At 44.1% G+C, this 20,910-nt stretch carries 17 protein-coding genes; 10 read left to right on the forward strand and 7 right to left on the reverse strand.

Translation table 11 applies throughout. From position 1 onward, the window contains the following. Nucleotides 1–56 precede the first annotated feature (56 nt). From QUA00_RS02750 to QUA00_RS02785, 8 genes are all read left to right on the forward strand, one after another. Nucleotides 57–2,060 (forward strand): ABC transporter ATP-binding protein, encoded by a 2,004-nt coding sequence (locus QUA00_RS02750; protein WP_333144827.1) that lies wholly within the window; start codon nucleotides 57–59, stop codon nucleotides 2,058–2,060. A 119-nt stretch (nucleotides 2,061–2,179) separates the two neighbouring features. Beyond that, on the forward strand, nucleotides 2,180–3,421 hold the full coding sequence (locus QUA00_RS02755) for a glycosyltransferase family 4 protein (protein ID WP_333306724.1): 1,242 nt from the start codon (nucleotides 2,180–2,182) through the stop codon (nucleotides 3,419–3,421). Between the two features lie 143 nt (nucleotides 3,422–3,564). Further along, the gene (locus tag QUA00_RS02760) at nucleotides 3,565–4,515 is read left to right on the forward strand and encodes a glycosyltransferase family 10 domain-containing protein (protein ID WP_333408614.1); all 951 of its coding nucleotides are present in this window, start codon (nucleotides 3,565–3,567) and stop codon (nucleotides 4,513–4,515) included. 11 nt (nucleotides 4,516–4,526) lie between these two features. Further along, entirely contained in the window at nucleotides 4,527–5,642 is a 1,116-nt protein-coding gene (locus tag QUA00_RS02765) for a formylglycine-generating enzyme family protein (protein WP_333104377.1), read from the forward strand. Nucleotides 5,643–5,749: 107 nt separating this feature from the next. After that, a complete protein-coding gene (locus QUA00_RS02770) occupies nucleotides 5,750–6,724 on the forward strand; it encodes an Npun_R2821/Npun_R2822 family protein (RefSeq protein ID WP_333408615.1) in 975 nt (324 codons plus the stop codon). Then, nucleotides 6,721–7,593: an Npun_R2821/Npun_R2822 family protein gene (locus QUA00_RS02775; RefSeq protein WP_333408616.1), complete on the forward strand. Its 873-nt coding sequence runs from the start codon at nucleotides 6,721–6,723 to the stop codon at nucleotides 7,591–7,593. The genes QUA00_RS02770 and QUA00_RS02775 overlap by 4 nt, the downstream gene beginning before the upstream one ends. Nucleotides 7,594–7,605: 12 nt before the next feature. Next, a complete protein-coding gene (locus QUA00_RS02780) occupies nucleotides 7,606–7,983 on the forward strand; it encodes a hypothetical protein (protein WP_333408617.1) in 378 nt (125 codons plus the stop codon). A gap of 43 nt (nucleotides 7,984–8,026) precedes the next feature. Beyond that, the gene (locus QUA00_RS02785) at nucleotides 8,027–9,925 is read left to right on the forward strand and encodes an Npun_R2821/Npun_R2822 family protein (RefSeq protein ID WP_333144834.1); all 1,899 of its coding nucleotides are present in this window, start codon (nucleotides 8,027–8,029) and stop codon (nucleotides 9,923–9,925) included. A 135-nt stretch (nucleotides 9,926–10,060) separates the two neighbouring features. Here the strand turns inward: QUA00_RS02785 and QUA00_RS02790 are convergent, their stop codons facing one another. The 4 genes from QUA00_RS02790 to QUA00_RS02805 all read right to left on the reverse strand — a co-directional run bounded on the left by QUA00_RS02790 (nucleotide 10,061) and on the right by QUA00_RS02805 (nucleotide 15,057). Further along, nucleotides 10,061–11,011, reverse strand: coding sequence for an NAD-dependent epimerase/dehydratase family protein (locus tag QUA00_RS02790; RefSeq protein ID WP_333144835.1), 951 nt, complete (start codon nucleotides 11,009–11,011; stop codon nucleotides 10,061–10,063). A gap of 190 nt (nucleotides 11,012–11,201) precedes the next feature. Continuing rightward, a complete protein-coding gene (locus tag QUA00_RS02795) occupies nucleotides 11,202–11,576 on the reverse strand; it encodes a hypothetical protein (protein ID WP_333047934.1) in 375 nt (124 codons plus the stop codon). Between the two features lie 162 nt (nucleotides 11,577–11,738). Beyond that, on the reverse strand, nucleotides 11,739–13,415 hold the full coding sequence (locus tag QUA00_RS02800) for an AarF/ABC1/UbiB kinase family protein (protein ID WP_333144836.1): 1,677 nt from the start codon (nucleotides 13,413–13,415) through the stop codon (nucleotides 11,739–11,741). 484 nt (nucleotides 13,416–13,899) lie between these two features. After that, complete coding sequence (locus tag QUA00_RS02805) at nucleotides 13,900–15,057, reverse strand: DegT/DnrJ/EryC1/StrS family aminotransferase (protein ID WP_333408618.1); 1,158 nt, start codon at nucleotides 15,055–15,057, stop codon at nucleotides 13,900–13,902. A gap of 127 nt (nucleotides 15,058–15,184) precedes the next feature. Between QUA00_RS02805 and QUA00_RS02810 the strand changes: the two genes are divergently transcribed. Further along, entirely contained in the window at nucleotides 15,185–15,964 is a 780-nt protein-coding gene (locus QUA00_RS02810; RefSeq protein WP_333408619.1) for an ABC transporter permease, read from the forward strand. Nucleotides 15,965–16,144: 180 nt separating this feature from the next. Further along, complete coding sequence (locus tag QUA00_RS02815; protein WP_333408620.1) at nucleotides 16,145–16,786, forward strand: Uma2 family endonuclease; 642 nt, start codon at nucleotides 16,145–16,147, stop codon at nucleotides 16,784–16,786. 113 nt (nucleotides 16,787–16,899) lie between these two features. On the opposite strand, the gene QUA00_RS02820 is transcribed toward QUA00_RS02815, so the two are convergent. The 3 genes from QUA00_RS02820 to QUA00_RS02830 form a co-directional block, all read right to left on the reverse strand. Continuing rightward, the gene (locus tag QUA00_RS02820) at nucleotides 16,900–17,673 is read right to left on the reverse strand and encodes a hypothetical protein (protein WP_333144841.1); all 774 of its coding nucleotides are present in this window, start codon (nucleotides 17,671–17,673) and stop codon (nucleotides 16,900–16,902) included. Continuing rightward, a complete protein-coding gene (locus QUA00_RS02825; RefSeq protein WP_333144842.1) occupies nucleotides 17,666–18,802 on the reverse strand; it encodes an AAA family ATPase in 1,137 nt (378 codons plus the stop codon). Before QUA00_RS02825 ends, QUA00_RS02820 begins: the two co-directional genes overlap by 8 nt. A 169-nt stretch (nucleotides 18,803–18,971) precedes the next feature. Then, nucleotides 18,972–20,861 (reverse strand): hypothetical protein, encoded by a 1,890-nt coding sequence (locus QUA00_RS02830; RefSeq protein ID WP_333408621.1) that lies wholly within the window; start codon nucleotides 20,859–20,861, stop codon nucleotides 18,972–18,974. Between the last annotated feature and the right edge of the window lie 49 nt (nucleotides 20,862–20,910).

Here is a 20,910-nt window from a genome sequence, read left to right on the forward strand (position 1 = left end):
CTGGCTGTTATTAAAGAATATTTTGAGATGCCGTACTGTTTAGCTGGGAATGCTTCATGTCTGCCAATAAGCTACTCCTAAAATTTGCCAGACGATATCCCGGCAGGATTCTCTTAACTGTGATGCTGGGCTTTTCTGGCGCTTTATTCAACGGTATCAGCACTACTCTGATTGTACCAGTGCTTTTAAGTTTTTTAGAGCACGCTATCGAGCTGCGTGGTGCTCCACCTCTAATTAAAACTTTGATGTATCCCTTTGAGGGAATGCCCGAAAATCAGCGTTTAATGTTGATGACCGGGGCGGTTGTGCTGGCAATTTTCTTAAAAAATGTTGCGAGTTATATCAATACTTTAGTAGCTACTTCTCTGACGCGCTCTCTGACTTTTGATTTGCGAGAAGCAGGTTTGCGGTTGTTGTTAGAAGTAGATTTAGATTTTTACTCGAAAACTAAAGTCGGGGATTTAATTAATAGATTGGGCGGAGAGATTGGTCGGACTGCTAGTGCAGTTGGTACGGCCATCGGAATGTTTACTACGTCAATCACCGTTTTGGTGTTTGTGGGTCTGCTACTTTCTATCTCGTGGAAACTGACGGTGACAGCTACACTTTTGCTGGCCTTAGTTGCTTGGGCAAATCAATATATTATTAACCGTTCCAAGTATTTTGGCTACCTGCTTTCTGAAATGTCGAAAGATTATTCGGTTAGGGTGTTGGAAACGATTACTGGGATTCGGCTGGTCAAGTCAACGGGGAACGAGGAAAGGGAGTATCAGCGGATCAAGCATTTAATTCAAAGGCGAGAACAAGCGGATTTTCAGGCTCAGGTAAATTATGCGGCGATCGCCCCAATTAACGAAGTTGTTAATTTAATAGTTGTAATTTTGATTGTATTTATAGGTCGCACAATATTTGCTAATGAGATAGAGTCTATTTCGACAATTTTATTAACCTACTTATTGGTACTTTTTAGGTTAATTCCTTTAATTTCTCAGTTGAATAGCGGGCGCAGTCAATTTGCTAATACGTCGGCTAGTGTAGAGGTGGTTAATGATTTTTTGAGCTGCGAGGACAAGCCATTTATGCTGAACGGTTCTGTGCCTTACACTCATTTGCGATCGGGAATTCATTTTAATAAAATATCTTTTAGTTATCCTAACCACAAAAATTTAGTTTTGCAAGGAATTGATTTATTTCTACCTCACGGTACTACTTTGGCTTTGGTAGGAACTTCGGGTTCGGGCAAGTCAACTTTGGCAGATTTACTGCCGAGATTTTACGATCCTACTGAAGGTCATATCTCGCTAGATGGCAGGGATTTGCGCGAATTTGAGCTGAAAAGTCTCAGGCAAGCGATGGGTATTGTTAGCCAAGATACGTTTTTATTTAATGCTTCAGTGCGGGAAAATATTGCTTATGCTAAACCCCAAGCGACTGAGGAAGAAATTGTGGAAGCGGCGAAGGGGGCGAATGCTTACGAGTTTATCCAACTATTGCCGGAGGGGTTGGATACTCAAATTGGCGATCGGGGCGTGATCTTATCGGGAGGGCAGCGTCAGAGAATTTCAATTGCTAGAGCCCTGCTGCAAAATCCGGAAATCTTAATTTTAGATGAGGCAACGAGTTCGCTGGATACGGTTTCGGAAAGGTACGTGCAAGCGGCGATCGAGAAATTGAGCTGCGATCGCACAACGTTGGTAATTGCCCACCGCCTCTCCACAGTCCAAAAAGCCCACAAAATCGCCGTGATCGATCGCGGACAAGTAGTAGAAATGGGTTCCCACGAAGAATTGCTAGCCAAAGGAGGGTACTACACTCGCTTGTATTCAGTGCAATTTGCCGAAGAAACCGCTCGCGATGAAGCTCTAATTAGAGGTTCTTACGAAATTCGCACTCGCCTGACTCCCATGATAGCTTACCTCAAATTGCTCGTAGATGAAATGGTAGACTCTCCCGAAGAAAGAGACGAGTTAATCAGAGAATCATTTCACTCGGCTGCTAATATTTTCACTACTTTAGAATTTATAGAAAATACTATTAAGCGTCAGGCTGTTAAAAAGTAGTCAGTTGGCAGTTGGCAGTTGGCAGTTGGCAGTTGTCAGTTGGCAGTTGTCAACAGTCAACAGTCAACAGTCTGCACAGTCAACAATTACTAATTACCAATTACTAACTACCAATTACCATGTCCAAATATTATGTATTTTTTACCCGAAATATCTTGCCGCAACCCAATGTAGCGAGCTTAGTTCAAGTTGCACACTCTGCAAATGCCGCAGCAAATCTCGGTTTACCAGCAGTTTTGGTATATCTCCGCAAAGGCTGGAGTGCTTTGAATCCGGTTGATTTGCTTTTTCCTTTTCAACCCAGGAAACCCGATGACAAACTTGCCAAAATTTACAATATTCAAGATAAATTAAAAGTAGCAGATTTACCGATGCCGTGGCCGATCGACCTTTTGGACAGCAAGTGGACGAGTTCCAGTACAATAGTATCCAAATACTATTTACCGATTCACCTGCTTAAATCCACTAAAATTGTCCACACCCGCGACTGGAACTTTGTCAAAGCAGCAGTTAAAAACGGAATTCCCGCTATCTACGAACAGCATCACCATGAAAACAAGCAATTTGAATCAGAAATCGTTCGCAATCCTCTATTTCAAATTGCTGTAACTGTTGCCGATACTGTCCGAGACAGCATGATTAAGAATGGGATGCCACCGGAAAAAGTAATTATGCTGCACAACGGTTTTAACCATTTGTTTCTCGCCCGACAAACAGAATCTGCCCAGAATTGGCGACAGCAATTATTAGAAGATGACAGACAGCATTTAGCAGTTTATGCAGGCGGACTTTACCCGTTTAAAGGTGTTGATATGTTGGTGGATGTGGCTAAGGAATTGCCACTGGTTCAATTTGCGATCGCGGGCGGTGATTCATCCCAAGTAACAGCATACCAGCAGTTAGCCAAATCCAAGCAAGTTAACAACATTAAATTTCTCGGCTACCTGCCTCAAAATCAACTGGCTAGCTTGCTGCAAGCAGCCGATGTTTTGACTCACCCGCACTGTTTGACAGAGGCCGCGACGTTCACATCTCCTTTAAAATTCTTTGATTACATGGCATCGGGAACTCCGATTGTAGCGACGGAGATTGCATCTTTAATGGAATTTAAATCTGGAAATATAGCAGCAACTTGGTGCGAACCGGATAACCCGTATGAATTTGCAAAAAGCATTCGAGATTGTTTAACCAAATATCCGAGGAAAAGCGAAGGTTATGCAGAAACATTGAATTTTGTCAAGCAATTTTCCTGGGAAAATAGGATACAGAAAATTATGGGTTATGTAGATGAGCAAGTGCGATATCCGATAATTCAAAATTCAGTAGGGGCGGGTTTTACCAACAATCATCGCCTCAAATAAACAATCTCATAAACCCGCCCTGCCAAACGCAAAAACCACATTTATTATCAGTAGGGGCGGCTTTTACCAACCATAATCGCCTCAAGTAAACAATCTCATAAACCCGCCCCGCCCACACGCAAAAACCCGATTTATTATTAGATATGAACCCAAAAATTATCGGTACAATCACCACATACCCAGGCATGAACCAAAGCGACTGGCTGTGGCAACAAACTCCCCACAACTTCGGCAAATGGGGCAACATTCAAATGCTCGCCAACCACCCCGAACCAGACTTTTTACTCATGTATCAATTCGACTTTCCCCAACCTTCCAAAAAGCAATCCTGGCTCGACAAAATTCGCCGTCCCAGCCCCCAAAATCCCGAAAATGACGTTCGAGAAAAATTGCGCGGCGTCCCCCAGGAACGGATAATTTACCTAATCCGCGAGCCACCATTACCAGAAGTTATTGAAATTACCAAAGCCAACTACGAACAAGCCAAACTTTATTGCGGTTACGTTTCCGGGCCAGACGATTTCGCACCAAAACCCGATTATATGCCCGCGATTTGGTATCACTCTAACTCGTTTCGAGAACTAGATGAAATGCCTGCGCCGCCGAAAACTAAATCCTGTTCTTGGATTACTTCAGGTGTTAGCCGCACCGCCAATCACCGCCAGAGATTAGATTTTATCAAATTGCTGCGATCGCAAGAATTGGATTTTGACCTTTACGGGCGAAACTTGCCAACTTGGGCGCGGGGTAACGGCACTGTAAACAATAAATGGCACGCCGTCGCGCCATACTATTACAACTTAGCTATTGAAAATTATGCCGAAAACGATTGGTATGTCAGCGAGAAGCTTTGGGATGCTTTGTTAGCTTGGTGTTTGCCAATTTATTACGGCGGTTCGGCGGCGGATAAATTGTTGCCTGCAGGGAGTTTTCTGCGGCTGCCGAGTTTGGATGAGAAAGGAGTAGAATTTATTAAAGAGGTTGTGGCTAATGCGGATTATTGGCATGAAGCGAGGGATAAAATGGCCGAAGCCAGACAAATCATTCTCCATGAATTGAACCTGCTCAATTGGCTGTCTAACTTTGTATCTTAGGAAATAGCGCCATGACAGAAAACCCAAATCAACCCAGAGAATATGATGCCGTCAAAGGCGGTCAAAATCCGCCACCCATAGATGCTGCTGTCTTAGGCGGGATTTCCGGCGTTAAGAGCCGTTTGGCTTCACCGATTGTCGAAGAGAAGATTGCTGCACTGTCTGAAGCGCTGAAATATGGAGATGCAGGTTTAGATTTAATAATTGGGGTGCTGCAAGAGGAATCAATGTTGGTGAAGTTTGCAGCCTATTCGCTGTTGAAGGATAGAGATGAACCAAAGATAAAACAGCAGTTACAAAAATATTTTCCTACTTTTGACTTCGATGTGATAACAGTGGATGCTGAAGGAAAAGAAAACAGTCGTCGCCGTCATTATGCTCACTTCTTCGCAGAATACTTAGGAAATGGAGTTGTGCTGGAAATGGTTTATATTCCCGGCGACACTTTTATGATGGGTTCCCCAGCAACAGAAAAATATAGTTCCGATAGCGAACGTCCCCAGCATCAAGTAACAGTACCCGCTTTTTTTGCAGGCAAATATCCCATCACCCAAGCACAGTGGCAAGCAGTGATGGGAAACAACCCATCCTATTACATAGGTGAAAAACGTCCTGTAGAAAAAGTATCGTGGGATATGGCCGTCGAATTCTGTGGCAAACTATCGCAAAAAACCGGGAAAAAATATCGCCTCCTAAGTGAAGCAGAATGGGAATACGCCTGTCGTGCCCGAACTACAACCCCATTTCATTTTGGGGAAACTATTACCCCGGGATTAGTCAACTATGACGGATACAAACCCTACGCAAACGCCCCCAAAGGACTTTACCGCCACCAAACAACCGATGTCGGGAGTTTTCCCCCCAATGCCTTTGGACTGTACGATATGCACGGCAATGTTTTGGAGTGGTGCAGCGATCGCACCGCTGCGTGGCACTCGAACTATAACGGCGCACCAACTGACGGAAGTTCCTGGGAAAGTTGCACAGGGGGTTGCCGGGTGCTGCGTGGCGGTTCCTGGATCAGCAAGGCGTACTCTTGCCGCAGTGCCAATCAGTTCTCGCTATTCGTACTCGCTCGCGAGCCCTACGCGGGGTTTCGCGTTGCGGTAGCGTCGGTTTCTCCCTAGTCCTAGTTTTCCCGCGAGGAGTCTTTTCTATCCTTTTACCCTTTAAATGATTCGGCGGTTGAAACCGCTTCTACACAAACAAAGTCCGCCTACGCGGACTAATAGATATGAATGGAATTTGCACGCTAGCCAACGACACAGTTTACGACCAACTAATTGCCTTGCTCAACAGTATTGAAATTATCTTAGGCTCAAATACTCCCGTCTGCATTTATCCTTTCGACGACCAAATAGAGCAAATCAAAGCTGAAATTGTTAACCGTCCCAACGTCTTTATTTATGAAGATAGCGCATCTATTCAGCGATGGGACAAATTCATGCAAGCAGCGGCGCCAGAGCGTTTGAACCGCAAAAAATTCCGGCTTTACGGCGCACATCGGCGCTTTTGCGCTTTCGACGGCCCGTTTGAAAAGTTTATCTATATGGATGCCGATACTTTGGTGATGAATTCCCTTGATGCGGTTTTTCAGAAGTTAGAGAAATCAGATTTTGTGGTTTATGATTTTCAATTTCTATCCCCAACTAAAGTATACAATATTCACTCACCAAAACTCCTCGAAGTTTTTGAGCCAAATCGGATCGACTCGGAAATATTTTGTTCGGGATTTTATGCCAGCAAGCAAGGATTGTTTGAGCAAAACACTAGGGAATGGCTGTTAGCTCAACTGCAATCGGGCGAGGCGGAAATGCTGTATGAAGGTGCGGGAGAACAGCCGTTGCTCAATTATATGGTGATGAAAACGGGGATGAATAGCTATAATTTTGCTTACAGCCTCCCGGATGGCGAAAAAACTGGGTGTAGCGTCACTTCTAAACATTTTGAAGAGCAAGATAGAATTTTGTACGACAAGGGAAACCGACTTACTTACATTCATTATATTGGTGTGCCGCCGGATTTAATTCGGAGAGTTTGTGCGGGCGAAAATATTGAGTTTCCATATCGCGATTTGTTCCTGCATTACCGCTATCTCCGGGAACCGTCCAAGCGTCCGATTTTTGCCCAAGCGCCAAAGTCTTATACTGAGGTTTGTGCGCCGAATTTGTTAACAAGGGTATTGAGAAGGTTGAGGATAAATGTATGAATCGCGGTATTTATATTGTTGCGAATGATAAAGTGCTCGAAAGTGCGATCGCCCTTTTAAACAGCATACGTCTGTACAATTGTCAAGTACCAATTTTTCTGATTCCCTTCGACGACAATTATCAGCAAGTCGCAGCCGCACTCAGCAGTCTCCACGGGGTGCGATTGTTCCCAAATCTGGAGTTTGTGGAACAGTTTACCAGAGAAATTGGCCAAATGTTCGATCGCAACTTTTTAGCCCTCCCCAACAAAATGCGAAAACTCGCCGCCTGGTTTGGCCCCCTTGACGAATTTCTGTACATCGATACCGATATCATCGTCTTTGAAGACATCGCAGACAACTTAAACAAACTATCAGAAGTAGACTTTTTTTGCTGCGACTATCACCACCTCAGCGAAAAACTGCGAAATGTATTTTCACCCGCTGTAAAAGAACAGAATATCTTTACCGACTCACAGCTTCAAGATGTATTCAACAGCGGTTTTTGGGCTTCCAGAAAAGGAAATATTACAGAATCGCAAATGTATGAAATTTTGCGAGAATGTTCGCAGCATCGAGAATATTTTGACTTTACTCAAAATGTCACCGACCAACCTATACTAAATTATATTACTCTTAAGCTGATTCCCAAGCGCTGCAACCTTGTTAAAGCTTCACCAAGCGAACCGGGAAGCTGGGCTGGTTCCAAGCATTTTCAAGAAATAGATTATGTTCTTTATGACAAAGGCAAAAGGTTAAAATATATTCACTGGGCGGGAATACCAATTAAATCGGGTAGTCCTTATTGGAATCTTTGGAAACATTATCGTTATCTCAATGAGGAACAACCAAATTTAGTGCAAAAAATATTTCGGGTTTTCAGTAGGTGAGGAGAAAATCATATGTTGTATCATTATCAACCAGCTTTGGAGAACAGGCAAGATGCCTGTTCCACAATTCATAAATTTGGGGGTGTTTTTGACACCAGACAAGCTTTGAAGAACAGGCAAGATGCCTGTTCCACAATTCAGAAATTCGGGGGTTTTTCTGACAGCCAACAAGCTTTGAAGAACAGGCATCTTGCCTGTTCCACAATTCAGAAATTTGGGGGTGCTTTTGACACCAGACAAGCTTTGGAGAACAGGCAAGATACCTGTTCCACAATTCATAAATTTTGTTGTGTTTCTGACAGCCAACAAGCTTTGGAGAACAGGCAAGATGCCTGTTCCACAATCAATAAATTTTATTTCTTGTGGTGTGGGCATCTTGCCCGCACCTAAAAAGAAATATATATGCGCTGGGTTACTTATTAACTAAAAAACTATGGCTGACGGCATTTATATTCTGGCAAACGATGTTGTTTTTGACCACTTAGTCGCTTTATTAAACAGCCTCGAAGTCAATGGGGCAAAAGATATTCCAGTTTGCATCATTCCCTACGATGACAGAATGAAAAAAGTGCAAGTAGAAATTGCAACTCGTCCTCATGTCACCCTGTTTGAAAATACCGATTCCCTCCATTTCTGGGAAGACTTTGCGACTCAAGTTTGGAAAACTCATGCAAAAGCTCAAAAAGTATGGAAATCTAAAGGTTTGAAACCTGTTCAATGTTTGGAGATGCACCGAAAATTATGTTGTTTCGACGGCCCTTTTGATAAATTCATCTATTTTGACGCAGACACTCTGTTAATGGGTTCTCTCGATTACATTTATCAAAAACTCGATGATTTTGATTGGGTAGCAAACGATTTTCAATACAAATCCGACCTCAATTATATATTTGATTTTTCCTCCGCCAAATTACCTCACATTTTAAATATTGACGAACTGCCATCTCATACTTTTTGTGCGGGTTGGTTTGCGTCAAAACTAGGGGTTTTTAATCGAAATAATGCTTCTCAATTTATCGAAAAATTAACATCAGGAGAAGCGGAAATTATGTCTTTGCGGGGCGCTGACCAATCTTTACTTAACTATTTAGTCGCCCGCAGCAAAATATCTTTTTACAACTTTGCATATACTCAACCCGAACAGGTGACGGGGAATCATTGGTCTTCTCAATTTGATGTGATAGATTATGTTCTATATGACAAAGGGCGACGGTTGACTTATTTGCATTACATGAGTATTTCGGCTACCAAAATTAATCTATTGTGTGCTGGTGAAGATGTGGAGATTCCCTACCGAGATGTATTTCTGCACTACCGTTATTTGAAGTCGCCGGAAAAATGCCCCAAACTCAAATCCCCAAGTTTGCTAGTGCGCGGATACAGAAAGGCCAAAACCTTTGTCAGGCAAAAAAATATCAACTTTAGGTATAGATTGGCAAATACAGAAATGAATATTTGGCGAAAAGCTGGCCGAAAAATTCGCAGTTTACAACTCGAAAATAAAGTTTACCAACAGTATTACAAAATTATGATGGACTTGCGGACAAGCCTTCTAGGCGTTCGCTTAACTTCAATTCGGCGTCCGTCTGTGGCTAACAGAAGTAAAATATCTCTAGCTATTACCCATTTTAACCGTTCTAGTTTGGTTGTAGGGGCATTGTGCAATGCTTTGTATGACGATCGCATTGATGATATTATTATTTACGATGATGCTTCCTCCCCCGAAGAGTTTTCTAGGATGCAAGCAAATATAGCAAACTTGTCACCTAAGATTTCTATCCGCAGAGGTGAGCAAAATTTTGGTGCGTATAAAAGCAAAATTATGGCGATTTCCCACTGCAAAAATGAGTGGGCAATTATTCTTGACTCTGACAATGCCTTGAGCGAAACTTATGTCGATAGACTATACCACATAACTGCATGGAATCCCAACCTAATTTACTGTCCGACATCCGCAAATCCCTACTTTAATTTTAAATTATTTTCGGACACAGAAATCAATCTTGAAAAAGCACGAGAATTAATTCTAAATAATCCCAATCCTAAATTATTTCGCAATTTTATTAATGATGGAAACTACTTCGTCAATGTACAGAAATACCTGGATTGTGCCGAGGATAATCAAGATATTTGCGTGCAAGCTTCCGATGTCGCCGCTTTCAATTATTTGTGGTTAAAAAGTGGCGCCAGCTTGTATGCTGTGAGTAATTTAAGTTATTATCATCGGCTACATTCAGGCAGTTATTGGCTAAGTACAATGACTGATTCTAAAAAAGTTTTGAATAAAATTATCGAAGCCATTACTACTCACAACAAGTGCGATTTTTTCTAAAATATAATGCTATAATCGCAGCATTTCGATTGCAGATAAACCTCAAAAGTTGGCGAATTCAAAAAATCAACAATGTTCAATTTAAGTTGCGGAATTTCTGGGATAGATAGCATCTAACTGTACTCTAACTGTACTCTAACTGTACACAGACTGAATCCACTCCCATTCGCGCCTTAATCCTTCTTCTAAAGCAACCTGTGGCTGATAACCTAAGATTTTCTGGGCTTTAGACACATCCGCGCTAGTGTGCCGCGCGTCTCCCCTCGCAGCTTCGGTAAAATCTATCCGAATAGGTCGATCGACAATCCTCTCTATTGTATCAATAACTTCTTTCAAAACTACCCGACTTCCCCCACCAATATTAAAAACTTCCCCCGCAGCTTCCGCAACCTCAGCCGCCGCTAAATTCGCCGCAACGCAATCGCTGATAAACGTAAAATCCCGCGTTTGCAATCCGTCGCCGAAAATTGAAATCGCCTCGTCAAACAAAATCGACTTAAAAAACTTGTGAAAAGCCATATCGGGGCGCTGTCTCGGCCCGTAAACAGTAAAATAGCGCAGGGAAGTAGTGGGAACGCCAAAATTTTTGTAATAAAGTCCGCACAAACGTTCACCGGCTAATTTCGTAATTCCGTAGGGAGAAACCGGCTGCGGACAAGCATTTTCATTCGTGGGAAAAGATTCAGCATTGCCGTAAATTGAAGAAGAAGAAGCATAGACAAACTTTTGCAATCTTGGCGCATCTTTGGCCGCTTCTAACAATACTTGAGTGCTGTTAATATTGCGTTCGGTATAGCTGCGAAAACCATCGCCCCAGCTAGCACGAACTCCTGCTTGCGCCGCCAGATGAAATATTACCTTCGCATCAGATAAAAGACCTCGCCAATTTACAGACAAAATATCGCCTTCCACCAATTCAAAACCCGGATACCTTTCAAATCGTGCAATATTCTTGCGCTTGAGATCCGGATCGTAATAATCGTTGAACTCATCAACACCGATCACCGTCTCCCCTCGATTTAAAAGAGTTTCTACTAAATTAGAGCCAATAAATCCCGCCGCACCCGTAACAATTAAAATACTCATTCGATTTTAGATTTTAGATTTTAGATTTTATTTTTAAAAAAATACACAAATTATTGCCTAAGTTGTCATCTTCTTCTTTCTCTTCCTCTGCGTACTCTGCGTTCTCTGCGGTTCAAAAAGCATCAAATAGGATAATCATAGATAACTATCAACCCCCTTGCTTCTCACAAAAGAGGTTGATAGTTAACTTTCATTGTTCAAAAGAATCTAAATCCAGCGCTTGGGAACCTCCGCGTTCTAACTCGATCAAAAGCTTACCTAGCTGAGTCCAAACTAGCCAGCCCGTGAGTACCGTCAGTGGCAAAGCTAGGGCATAACAAAGTAGTTTTGGGAAGCCAAAAATCTCCATCCCAGAAGCTAAAAATACGCAAATTCCGCCAGCCATTCCCAGAAAAGGTATGACCAATTGCAGCCTTGGCAGGTTAGCCAAGGTGCGAGTAGAACGATTTTTAGACCACTGTTGTACCGATTGTTTGAGAGTTGCTTCAAATGCTACGCCGGAAGCCATACCTGCTAGTAATCCAGCCGACATTAAAAAATAGGGAGGTTCTGGAAAATAATACACGAATAATTCCTTAATTGGGGGAAGGGGGAATGGGGAATTGGGCATGGGGCATGGGGCATTGGCCCGCGCAGGGCATTGGGTATGGGGAATTAGTTATTAGAACCAACAACTAACAACCAACAAATAACCAATGACTAATGACTAATGACCAATGACTAATGACTAAAATCGAGTTAGCGCGGCTGCTCCTGCTGTGGAAAACTCCGTCAAAGCGCCTAGAGCAACGTTGAACAGGCGACCGGGCTGCAAATCTTCCTTGACTAAGTTCCACAGGCTGCGAACTTCTTCGGTGTGGATTCGATCGTCCTCAATCAAAGCTAACATTAGCTGGCGTCTCAAAAACGACCCTTCCTCGGACAGCAAAAATTGCAAGCCTAGTTGTGCTGTGGGGAGCAAGTCGAAACTGCGATCCGATCGGGCGATCGCGATCATGTCCTCTAACCTGTTCCACTGGAATTTGCCATCTTTGAATAATACCTCAATCAGACGCCGCCGCAGTGCCGGAGATTCTCCGTTCAACAAACGCCGCGCTACATAAGGATACGCCACCTCGACTATCTTGAAATTCGGATTCAGCGTCAGGGCCAAACCTTCTTCTGTGACCAGAGAGCGAATAATTAAGGCAAATTTCGCCGGCACCCGGAAAGGATAATCGTACATCAACTCCGAAAACTGGTCTGTAATCGTCTTGAAGTTAAAATCTGACACCTTTTCGCCGACGATATCACCCAGTACAGATTCCAACGCCGGGACGATCGGCATAATATCTGTATCTGGAGTCAAAAAGCCAAGTTTGACAAAATCCTTGGCTAATTGTAAGTAATCTTTGTTGATCAAATGAACGACAGAATCAACCAAAGTTTCTTTAGTTGTTTCTTCCATCTGATCCATCATCCCAAAATCAATGTAAGCCATGCGGCCGTCCGCTAAGGCAAACAGATTTCCCGGATGGGGGTCAGCGTGAAAAAATCCGTGTTCCAGCAACTGTCGCAAACCGCTGCGGACTCCGACTTCAATTAAACTATCGGTATCCAAACCTGCGGCTTTAACACTTGCCATATCTGTCAGCTTGATGCCGTCAATCCATTCGAGAGTCAGAACGCAGTTTGAAGTATAACGCCAGTAAATACTCGGAACTTTTACTGTCGGGTCGTCGGCAAAATTTGTAGCAAATTTCTCGGCGTTGCGGCCTTCATTGATATAATCAATTTCCTCGAACAATTTGATACCAAATTCATCGACGATCAAACAAAGGTCGTGACCGAGATTCAGCGGCAACAAGGGGCCCAACCATCCAGCGGCCCAGCGCATTAAGTAAAGGTCAAGGCTCAAGACTGGCAGCAAATTCGGTCGCTGAACCTTGACTGCTACTGCTTCCCCGGTGAGGAGGCGAGCTCGGTAGACTTGACCGAGACTTGCCGCGGCGACAGGTTCGGGGGAGATTTCGCTGTAGGTTTCGCTAATTTTGCGATCGAGTTGCGCTTCAATAATCTCGAAAGCGCGCACCGAGTCAAACGGCGGCAATTGATCCTGAAGTTTGATCAATTCTTCAAGAAAGTCTTTGCGGATCAAATCCGGTCTGGTAGAAAGGGCTTGGCCGACTTTAATGAAAGTTGGGCCCAAGCGAGTGAGTATTTGTCGCAGGTGGGCGGCCCGTTCCGGCTGGTGTGCTGCGACTTCGTGCTGCCAACTGTCCCACAGCATCCCTAGCACAAAGCCCGCAAAAGACCAAATAACGGTAATTGCGCGCCAAATTGCTTTCCAAGGACGGTTGCGGTAATACTGAGCGATCGCTTGTGGATCGTAGCGTCTAGCCTGAGTGAATTGATACTGAGGCACTCGTTTATTTTCCTCTTATCTTCTGAAAATTACAGGTTAAATTGAGAATTGGGCATCGGCCATCGGGCATCGGGCATCGGGCATCGGGCATCGGGCATCGGGCATCGGGCATCAGGCATCGGGCATCGGGGATTAGAAGTCGAAAGTTCCAACATTCTTTATTCTTTATTCTTCCTTCTTCCCTCTTCCCTCTTCCTGAAATCCGTTACCTCCGTTACATCCGTCGAGCGAATCCGTTGCCGAACTTCCTTTTTCATCATTGACCGATCGCATTTCAAGTTTTAGGCGAGCGGAAAATGCACCCGTTCGAGGCGGATTGCTAGCCTAAATTTGTTTCTTTTCATTAAATATAGTACATAAAAGTACAAGTGATCAGTCAAAATACTTAACAGCTCTCCCTGACCGCTGCACATTCTCACAGCAATGCAACCCTGCAATTCTTTTCTCCTCCTGCATTTCCCTCGCTGATGCCATCGCGCCAAAGCTACCGGATGCGATCGCCCTTTGCCAAGCAATCTTTCAGACCATAAATCGTCCGCTCTTGTTGATCCCTCGACAGTTCCGGGAACATCGGCAAAGACAAGACTTCGCGACAAACTTGCTCAGCCTGTGGCAATTGACCGACAGAATAGCCCAAAGATTTGTAAACAGGTTGCAGGTGCAAAGGTAACGGATAGTAAACCATCGAACCGATGCCAGCTTCCTGCAACTGAGCCCGCACCGAGTCCCGGAAATTGCCAGAGGGATTTTGCGCGTCTTCTGGACTTGTCAGCCGGATCGTGTATTGATTCCAAACTCCTTTTGCTTCGGGCAATTCTTTGGGGAGGGCAACTCCGGGCACGCGGGAGAGAAATTCGCTGTAAAGTGTCGCTTTCTCCTGCCGCTGGGCGTTCCAACTGTCGAGATATCGCAATTTAATGCTGAGAATCACCGCTTGCAGGGCATCTAAACGGCTGTTGTAGCCGATTTCTTCGTAGAAATACCTAGAAGACTGTCCGTGTTCTTTGAGCACTCGCATCGAAGCTGCGAGGGCTGGATCGTTTGTCGTCACCGCGCCACCGTCACCGCAAGCGCCTAAATTTTTGGTCGGATAAAAACTGAAGCAGCCGACATGGCCGATGCTGCCGACTTTTCGAGACTGCCACTGGGCCCCGACAGATTGGGCGCAATCTTCAATTACGGCTAAATTGTGCCGAGTCGCAATTTCCATCAACCGAGTCATGTCTACCGGTTGGCCGAAGATGTGCACTGGCATAATTGCCTTGGTTTTTTCGGTAATTGCCGCTTCGAGGAGTTCGACATCCAGATTAAAAGTCTCGCTGTCAATATCGACAAATACTGGAGTCGCACCGACGGCGCTAATTGTCTCAGCCGAGGCAAAAAAAGTAAAAGGAGTGGTAATCACTTCATCGCCGGGGCCAATTTTGAGAGCACGCAAAGCCAAAATCAGGGCATCGGTGCCGGAGTTGCAGCCAACGCACTCGGAAACGCCGATGTAGTCGGCGAACTCTCGTTCAAAACTCTTCACGGCCGGGCCGCCTACGTAGCCGCCAGAGGCAAGCACTTTTTGCACCGCAGCGGTTATCTCGTCGCCAATCTGCGCGTATTGGCGGGTTAAGTCGAGGGGGGGAACATTATTCACTCTTCACACCATAAATTTCAAGCATTATCAAAGCAAATTCTTGCAGCAAAACTGTTTCCCAGAAACGTTTATTCAAATATCTTATATTTGGACAGGCAAACAATCACGTTATCGAAAGGGTAGGCCGGTGTTAATTCTGCTAGATTTTACAGATTTGGGTTGGGCTTTGGGGATGGTGGCGATCGCGATCGGGCTTTCGGCGTGGCAGAAATTGGGATTGGAGGGGGCGATCGCGATCGCCGCAGGGCGCACCCTGATCCAGCTAATCTTAGTCGGGTACGTGCTCGCAGTCGTATTTGACCCGGAGGGGAAAAATCCTTGGCTGGTTTTAGCAGTTTTAGCAATCATGCTGACAACAGCTAGCATGGTTGCCAGCAACCGCATCAGCAAAAAAATCAAGAACTTACTGCCCTTAGTTTGGGGTTCAATTTTTATCAGTACGGCCTTGACTCTCGCCTATACAAACTTGCTAATTTTGCAACCTGACCCTTGGTACGAACCGCAATACCTGATTCCTTTAGCGGGTATGATTTTGGGCAATGCCATGAACTCCGGGGCGATCGCGGGCGAAAGACTTGTCAGTACAGTTAATAGCAGCCAGTTAGAAATAGAAACCCATTTAAGTTTAGGTTCCACGCCGCAGCAAGCAGTAAAGCAGTACCGCAAAGATGCCATCAAAGCTGGATTAATCCCACTATTAAATACAATGACGGTGGTAGGAATCGTAACTTTACCCGGAATGATGACAGGTCAAATGCTGAGCGGTGTCAGTCCTCTCGATGCAGCATCTTACCAGATTTTAATTATGTTTGTGTTAGCGCTGGCAACTGTAATCGCAACTCTGCTGTTGACTGAGGGATTGTCCCGGAAGTTTTTCAATCAAGATGCACAATTGATAAAATGGTAATTGGGAATTGGGCATTGGGAATTGGCCAAACAGGACATTGGGAATTGATAATATAATGTAGGTAGGAACTTGTATGTGGCAGTATTTTTATGAACAGGCAAGATGCCTGTTCCACAAAGAGTGAGTTATCTTGTGGGGTGGGCTTCTAGCCCGCCCTAGCCATCACTAAGGAGAATAACCATGATTCAAACAGCAACTAAAACGCTAACTTTTGAAGAATTTGCGGAATGGAAGCCAGAAAACGGACGTTATGAACTGCACAATGGAGAGATTGTTGAAATGTCACAGCCATTAGGAGACCATGAAGAAGTTATCGGTTTTTTAGCCTCAGAGTTAACTGCTGAGTTTAGAAAGGTAAAACTTCCGTACTTCATCCCCAAACAAGCATTAGTTAAGCCACTGAAAAACGAATCAGCTTATTCGCCCGATCTTCCGATATTAAATCGCCCCAACTTAGCGTCAGAACCTATGTGGAAAAAATTCTCAACCGTGACTCAAGGCGCATCAATTCCGCTGGTTATTGAAGTAGTTAGCACGAATTGGCAAGATGACTACATCAAAAAAGTAGGCGAATACGAACTAATTGGGATTCCTGAATACTGGATTGTGGATTATCTCGGTTTGGGCGGCCGTAGGTTTATCGGGAATCCCAAGCAACCAACGATATCGGTTTATCAGTTGGTTGATGGCGAGTATGAGGTGAGTTTGTTTCGGGGAAATGATAGGATTGAGTCGCCAACTTTTCCAGAGTTGAATTTGACGGCTAAACAAGTTTTTCAAGCTGGATTGACTGGGGATGAAATTGCTGGGGATACCGATTAGTTTTGAAGGAACAGGACTTAGGGAAGAAGTGATTTTACGCCCTACCCATAGCGGTAAGGCGCGCATTGCAAACCTGCAAGATAGAGGTTATGCGTAAATCCTGAGTTACTCTTTTACTCAGATAAAAGAATAGGAATTAATCGTTCCTCGATTTCATCAATATAGGCTGTTAAGCCTGTATAAACACCCTTTTTTCGTAGAAATTCCACAGGCGTGTCTTCCCAGCACTGTTGTTCGCGTTCCATCTTGCCACCTGTTAGCTTTTCGACAACAACTTTAGGATTTCTAATGCGATCGGGTTCTGTCAATGAGTTAGAGCGTAGTCTGTGTGACTCCTCGCAAGGATTAAACGTCAATTCGGTCATTATCTCTTGAAGAATTTGTTTTTCCTGTTGATTAGATGGAATAAACCCATTTAAAACCCAAGCTTCCCGCATTCTGTCGGCTGTACCCATAATAATTTCTAATTTAGGTTGTCGTTCGATTTGTTCTGAACGTGCTTGCTCAATACCTTCTCTTCGCTGAGGTTGATTGTCTAAATCGCGGATCAGGAGAACTGCTTTAATCTGTCGTGTTTTTTGAATAAATCGTACTAAATTAATAATTTTTATAGCTGCTGCACCATCAGCTTTTAAGGCTCCATCTTTACGATGACCTAAATACCTTGGAGGACGAAATCCTAAGCTTTGTTGGAAATTATCTATAATTTGATTAATATTTTTCCAGCAAGAATTCTCCGTGCCAGCTTCTAAACCACTCCATTGAAATAGATGTTGCAGCATCTCAGGTTCTAACCAATCAATTTTTTCTACTAAAACGCGATCGGCTAATCTAGTAGCGGTTCGTGCGTCTGCACTACTTTCTACAATCACCACAAACTCAATCATTTATTTCTCCTGCAACCACCCAATCTTCTCCCTCAGCATCCCAGAATTCTCCAGTGGTTAAAGTTTGTTTTGCCCATTCTACATCAGGATGTTCATCCAATCGTTTGCAACGAGTCACACCTGAATAGTTGTTACTTAATACATGAACTTGAGAAGGAAGAAGTTCATCCACAATGTAAGGAGAATGGGTAGAAAAAATAATTTGCAGATTGCTGTTGTATTGAAGAATTTCCTTGAAAACAGCGATTAATTCTCGTTGCGCTTTGGGATGGAGTCCCTGTTCAACATCATCTAATAACACTAAATTAGGTTGATTGGGATTCATCAAAACAGTCAGTAATCCGAGAGCGAGCATTGTGCCTTCGCTAATGGCATGGGCTGGTATGCGCTTACCAGTATTCATGTCTAGGACAACTTCTTGCCCTGCAATTTCCTGACTTTCTTCGTAGGAGATAGATTTGCCATCGACTTCGATTAAGCGTTGGCGATTGACCATAACTTTAGCTCGCCTTACCCCTACCTCGCGGACACCTGGTACAATCCGTTTCAACATTTTCTGTAAAGATTGAAATTTATCTGGATCTTCGTCACGAAGATAGTCTAAGGTAGGTGCTAACCCTGAACCATCGAACTCAACTCGCGGTGTAATTGCATCACTGTAAGCTGCTTTAGCAAGATTAGTAGCTACGAGCTTAAGATGAACTGCGTTTCTCAAAGATTGCTGAATTGGCTCTTCCGTAGTCATTAAGGAAGTTTCAGACATTACTTTCCTATATTCCTGGTTTTTATCTGCCTTCCATAATGCTGTAAACTCCCACATCTGATTAACGTTTCGTCTCCACTCATAGGAAGCTTCCCAATTATTTATATCTGGGTTTTTCCAAAAACCACTTGCAGTAACAGACATATTATCTTGCCCAATTGTTGTAATAAATTGAGGCTCTTTTTCATGCTGAAAAATCTTGTCAAATGATGAATTAGCAAGCCGACTGAGATAATGCACTGCTTGCAAAACTGATGTTTTACCCGAACTGTTTTGTCCTACGAGTGCGTGTAGGCGTGAACTATCTAAACTAAGTTCTGTATCTTTATGACTTTTGAAGTTATGAAGTTTGACCTTTTCTAGCATTTGATTGCTAATATTATTTTATACAGTTTGATTGCCGAGCTTGTAGTGTGTGTTCGGATGTTCTAAGTTGTTAGCGCGCATTTAATTGTAACAATCATGTTTCTTGAAACAATGAGTGGGGCGTTGCTCCTAGCCCGCCCCAAAAACTAAAATTAAATGCCGTAACAGCTTACTTCGGTTCGTGACTCCCAATCCGCTTGCCTTCGCCATCGTACACCTGCATCGGGATTTTGGCGTTTTCGGCGATCGCCTCCAAAGCTTTTTGCAACGTTTGAACGTGCTTTTCTACAGCTTGGCGAGTCTTCACAGCATTGTTGTTGTTTGCTTGGATGAAAGTTTCTTGCAGTTTCTGCACGTAACCTGGAGTCATCTGCACCGCAATCAAATCTTTGCTAACAGTATAGTCGCAAATCTTGGGGTTGCCTTTGCAAGTTCTATCTAAATCCGTGCGGGCTTTTTGCAGGTTCCTTTCTTCCTGCAACTTTACTTCTGCTTGCTGCAATGAAGTTTTGTAGGAAGCGATCAGCGGTTTGGCTTTCGGAGAATAGGCAGTTGCCGCCGGCACTTGCTCAGCGTAACTCAAAGCTCTTCGCCAGGATTCAGATGCTTTAAACCAGGCGTTTTTGCCCTCAAAAATTCGAGCTTCCGCTGCTAAAGTCACAGCTTGAGTATAGGCATTTTCCGAAATTCCTTCGACATTTTTGCGCTCGCGAGCTTCTGAAAGTTTGGTTTCGTATTTGGGAACTAGCAGTTTAGCTTGTTGGTAAGATGTCGTGTTCGTGGGAATTTCTGATAGGATTTCGAGGGATTCTTCCCAACCTGATTGCACTTGATCCCAAGTCTCGGCAGTAGTCGCTACTGCTTCGCGAGCTTCTGCTATTTGGGCTGTATTTTTGGCCGCGAGCAGGGTTTTTTCCGCTTTTTTCTCTGTGCTTAACTGCCGATTTCCTGTTGCTACATTCTTCCGGTATTCTTTTGACTTTTTCTGAGCAAATGGATAAACAGGGCTGTCTGGGGGGATTTCTCCGAGTTCGGCGATCGCACTTTGCCACAGAGCTTGCGCTTCCTGCCCGTCCTCGGCAGAATAAGGCGGATTTTGGGTTTTCTGGGCTGCTGACTGTGCGAGGCGCGCTGCATCGATCGCAGAGTTTAAATTCTGATTTTGCGAACGGTAGTTTTCCAGAGCGCTTTGAGCTTCACCGCGATGAATTGACCATGAGGGAATCGGTTCCAAAAGGGCGATCGCCTGTTTTAACTGTCGCTGCGCTTCTTGGGGGCTGTTGGCAACTTTTGACGTTTTCAGCGTCTTGGTTGAATTCTCGCTCAACTGTTTGGCATTAGCTAATGCACTACATCCTCCGATGACGCAGGGCCGGCTCAGCATATAATAACCGCCTGCCAAAACTAGCGCGGCGACACTGACCATTCCTGCTGCCGCCAGCATCGCAAATGGTGAATGCTTGGGTTTTTGGGCAACTGTTACCACTTCCATATCCAGCGGATTGAAGGGATTGTCTGCAATATCTGCCGGGATTGCAGCTACCTTAAAGGCGATCGGCTCGGAATTGCTGGAACTCTCAGACAAATTGGGGAAATATTCTTCATCCCACGCATCTTTCCCATCCGTTTCTAACGGTATCTCCTCCTCTACATCCGCCGTCTGGGCTACATTTTCTGTTAATACTATCCCGGTTTCTTCTGCGGGGGGATTCTCGGTTTTTTTGAACAACAGCACTGTTTTTGGTCTTGACAAAACAGGCTGGTGCATGGTAAAAGAATGGAAAGCATAAGGCTGTTTTTGCCCGGTAATTTTTAGGCAAAGTCCAATCTGTTGAATAGATGCTGGTTCTATTTCGAGAATTGCTGCTTCTAGCACCGCAAAAGTCGGTTTGGCTTTGAGAACTAAACTGCGCGGGTGTTCTCCCACAACCGTTAAAGATTCATCTCGAAAATCACAACTAATATAAAGCGGTAAGTTTTTAAATCCGGCTGCTTGCAAGTGTTGCTGCAATTTTACTTCCAGAATTTGTGCGTTGCTTTGTCGCGTTGCTGCTGTCATATTTTTTCCTCTCTCTGATATCACCACTTTCGATTTTAGATTTTGAATT

The sequence above is a fragment of the Microcoleus sp. T2B6 genome (assembly GCF_036700475.1).
GTDB lineage: Bacteria > Cyanobacteriota > Cyanobacteriia > Cyanobacteriales > Microcoleaceae > Microcoleus.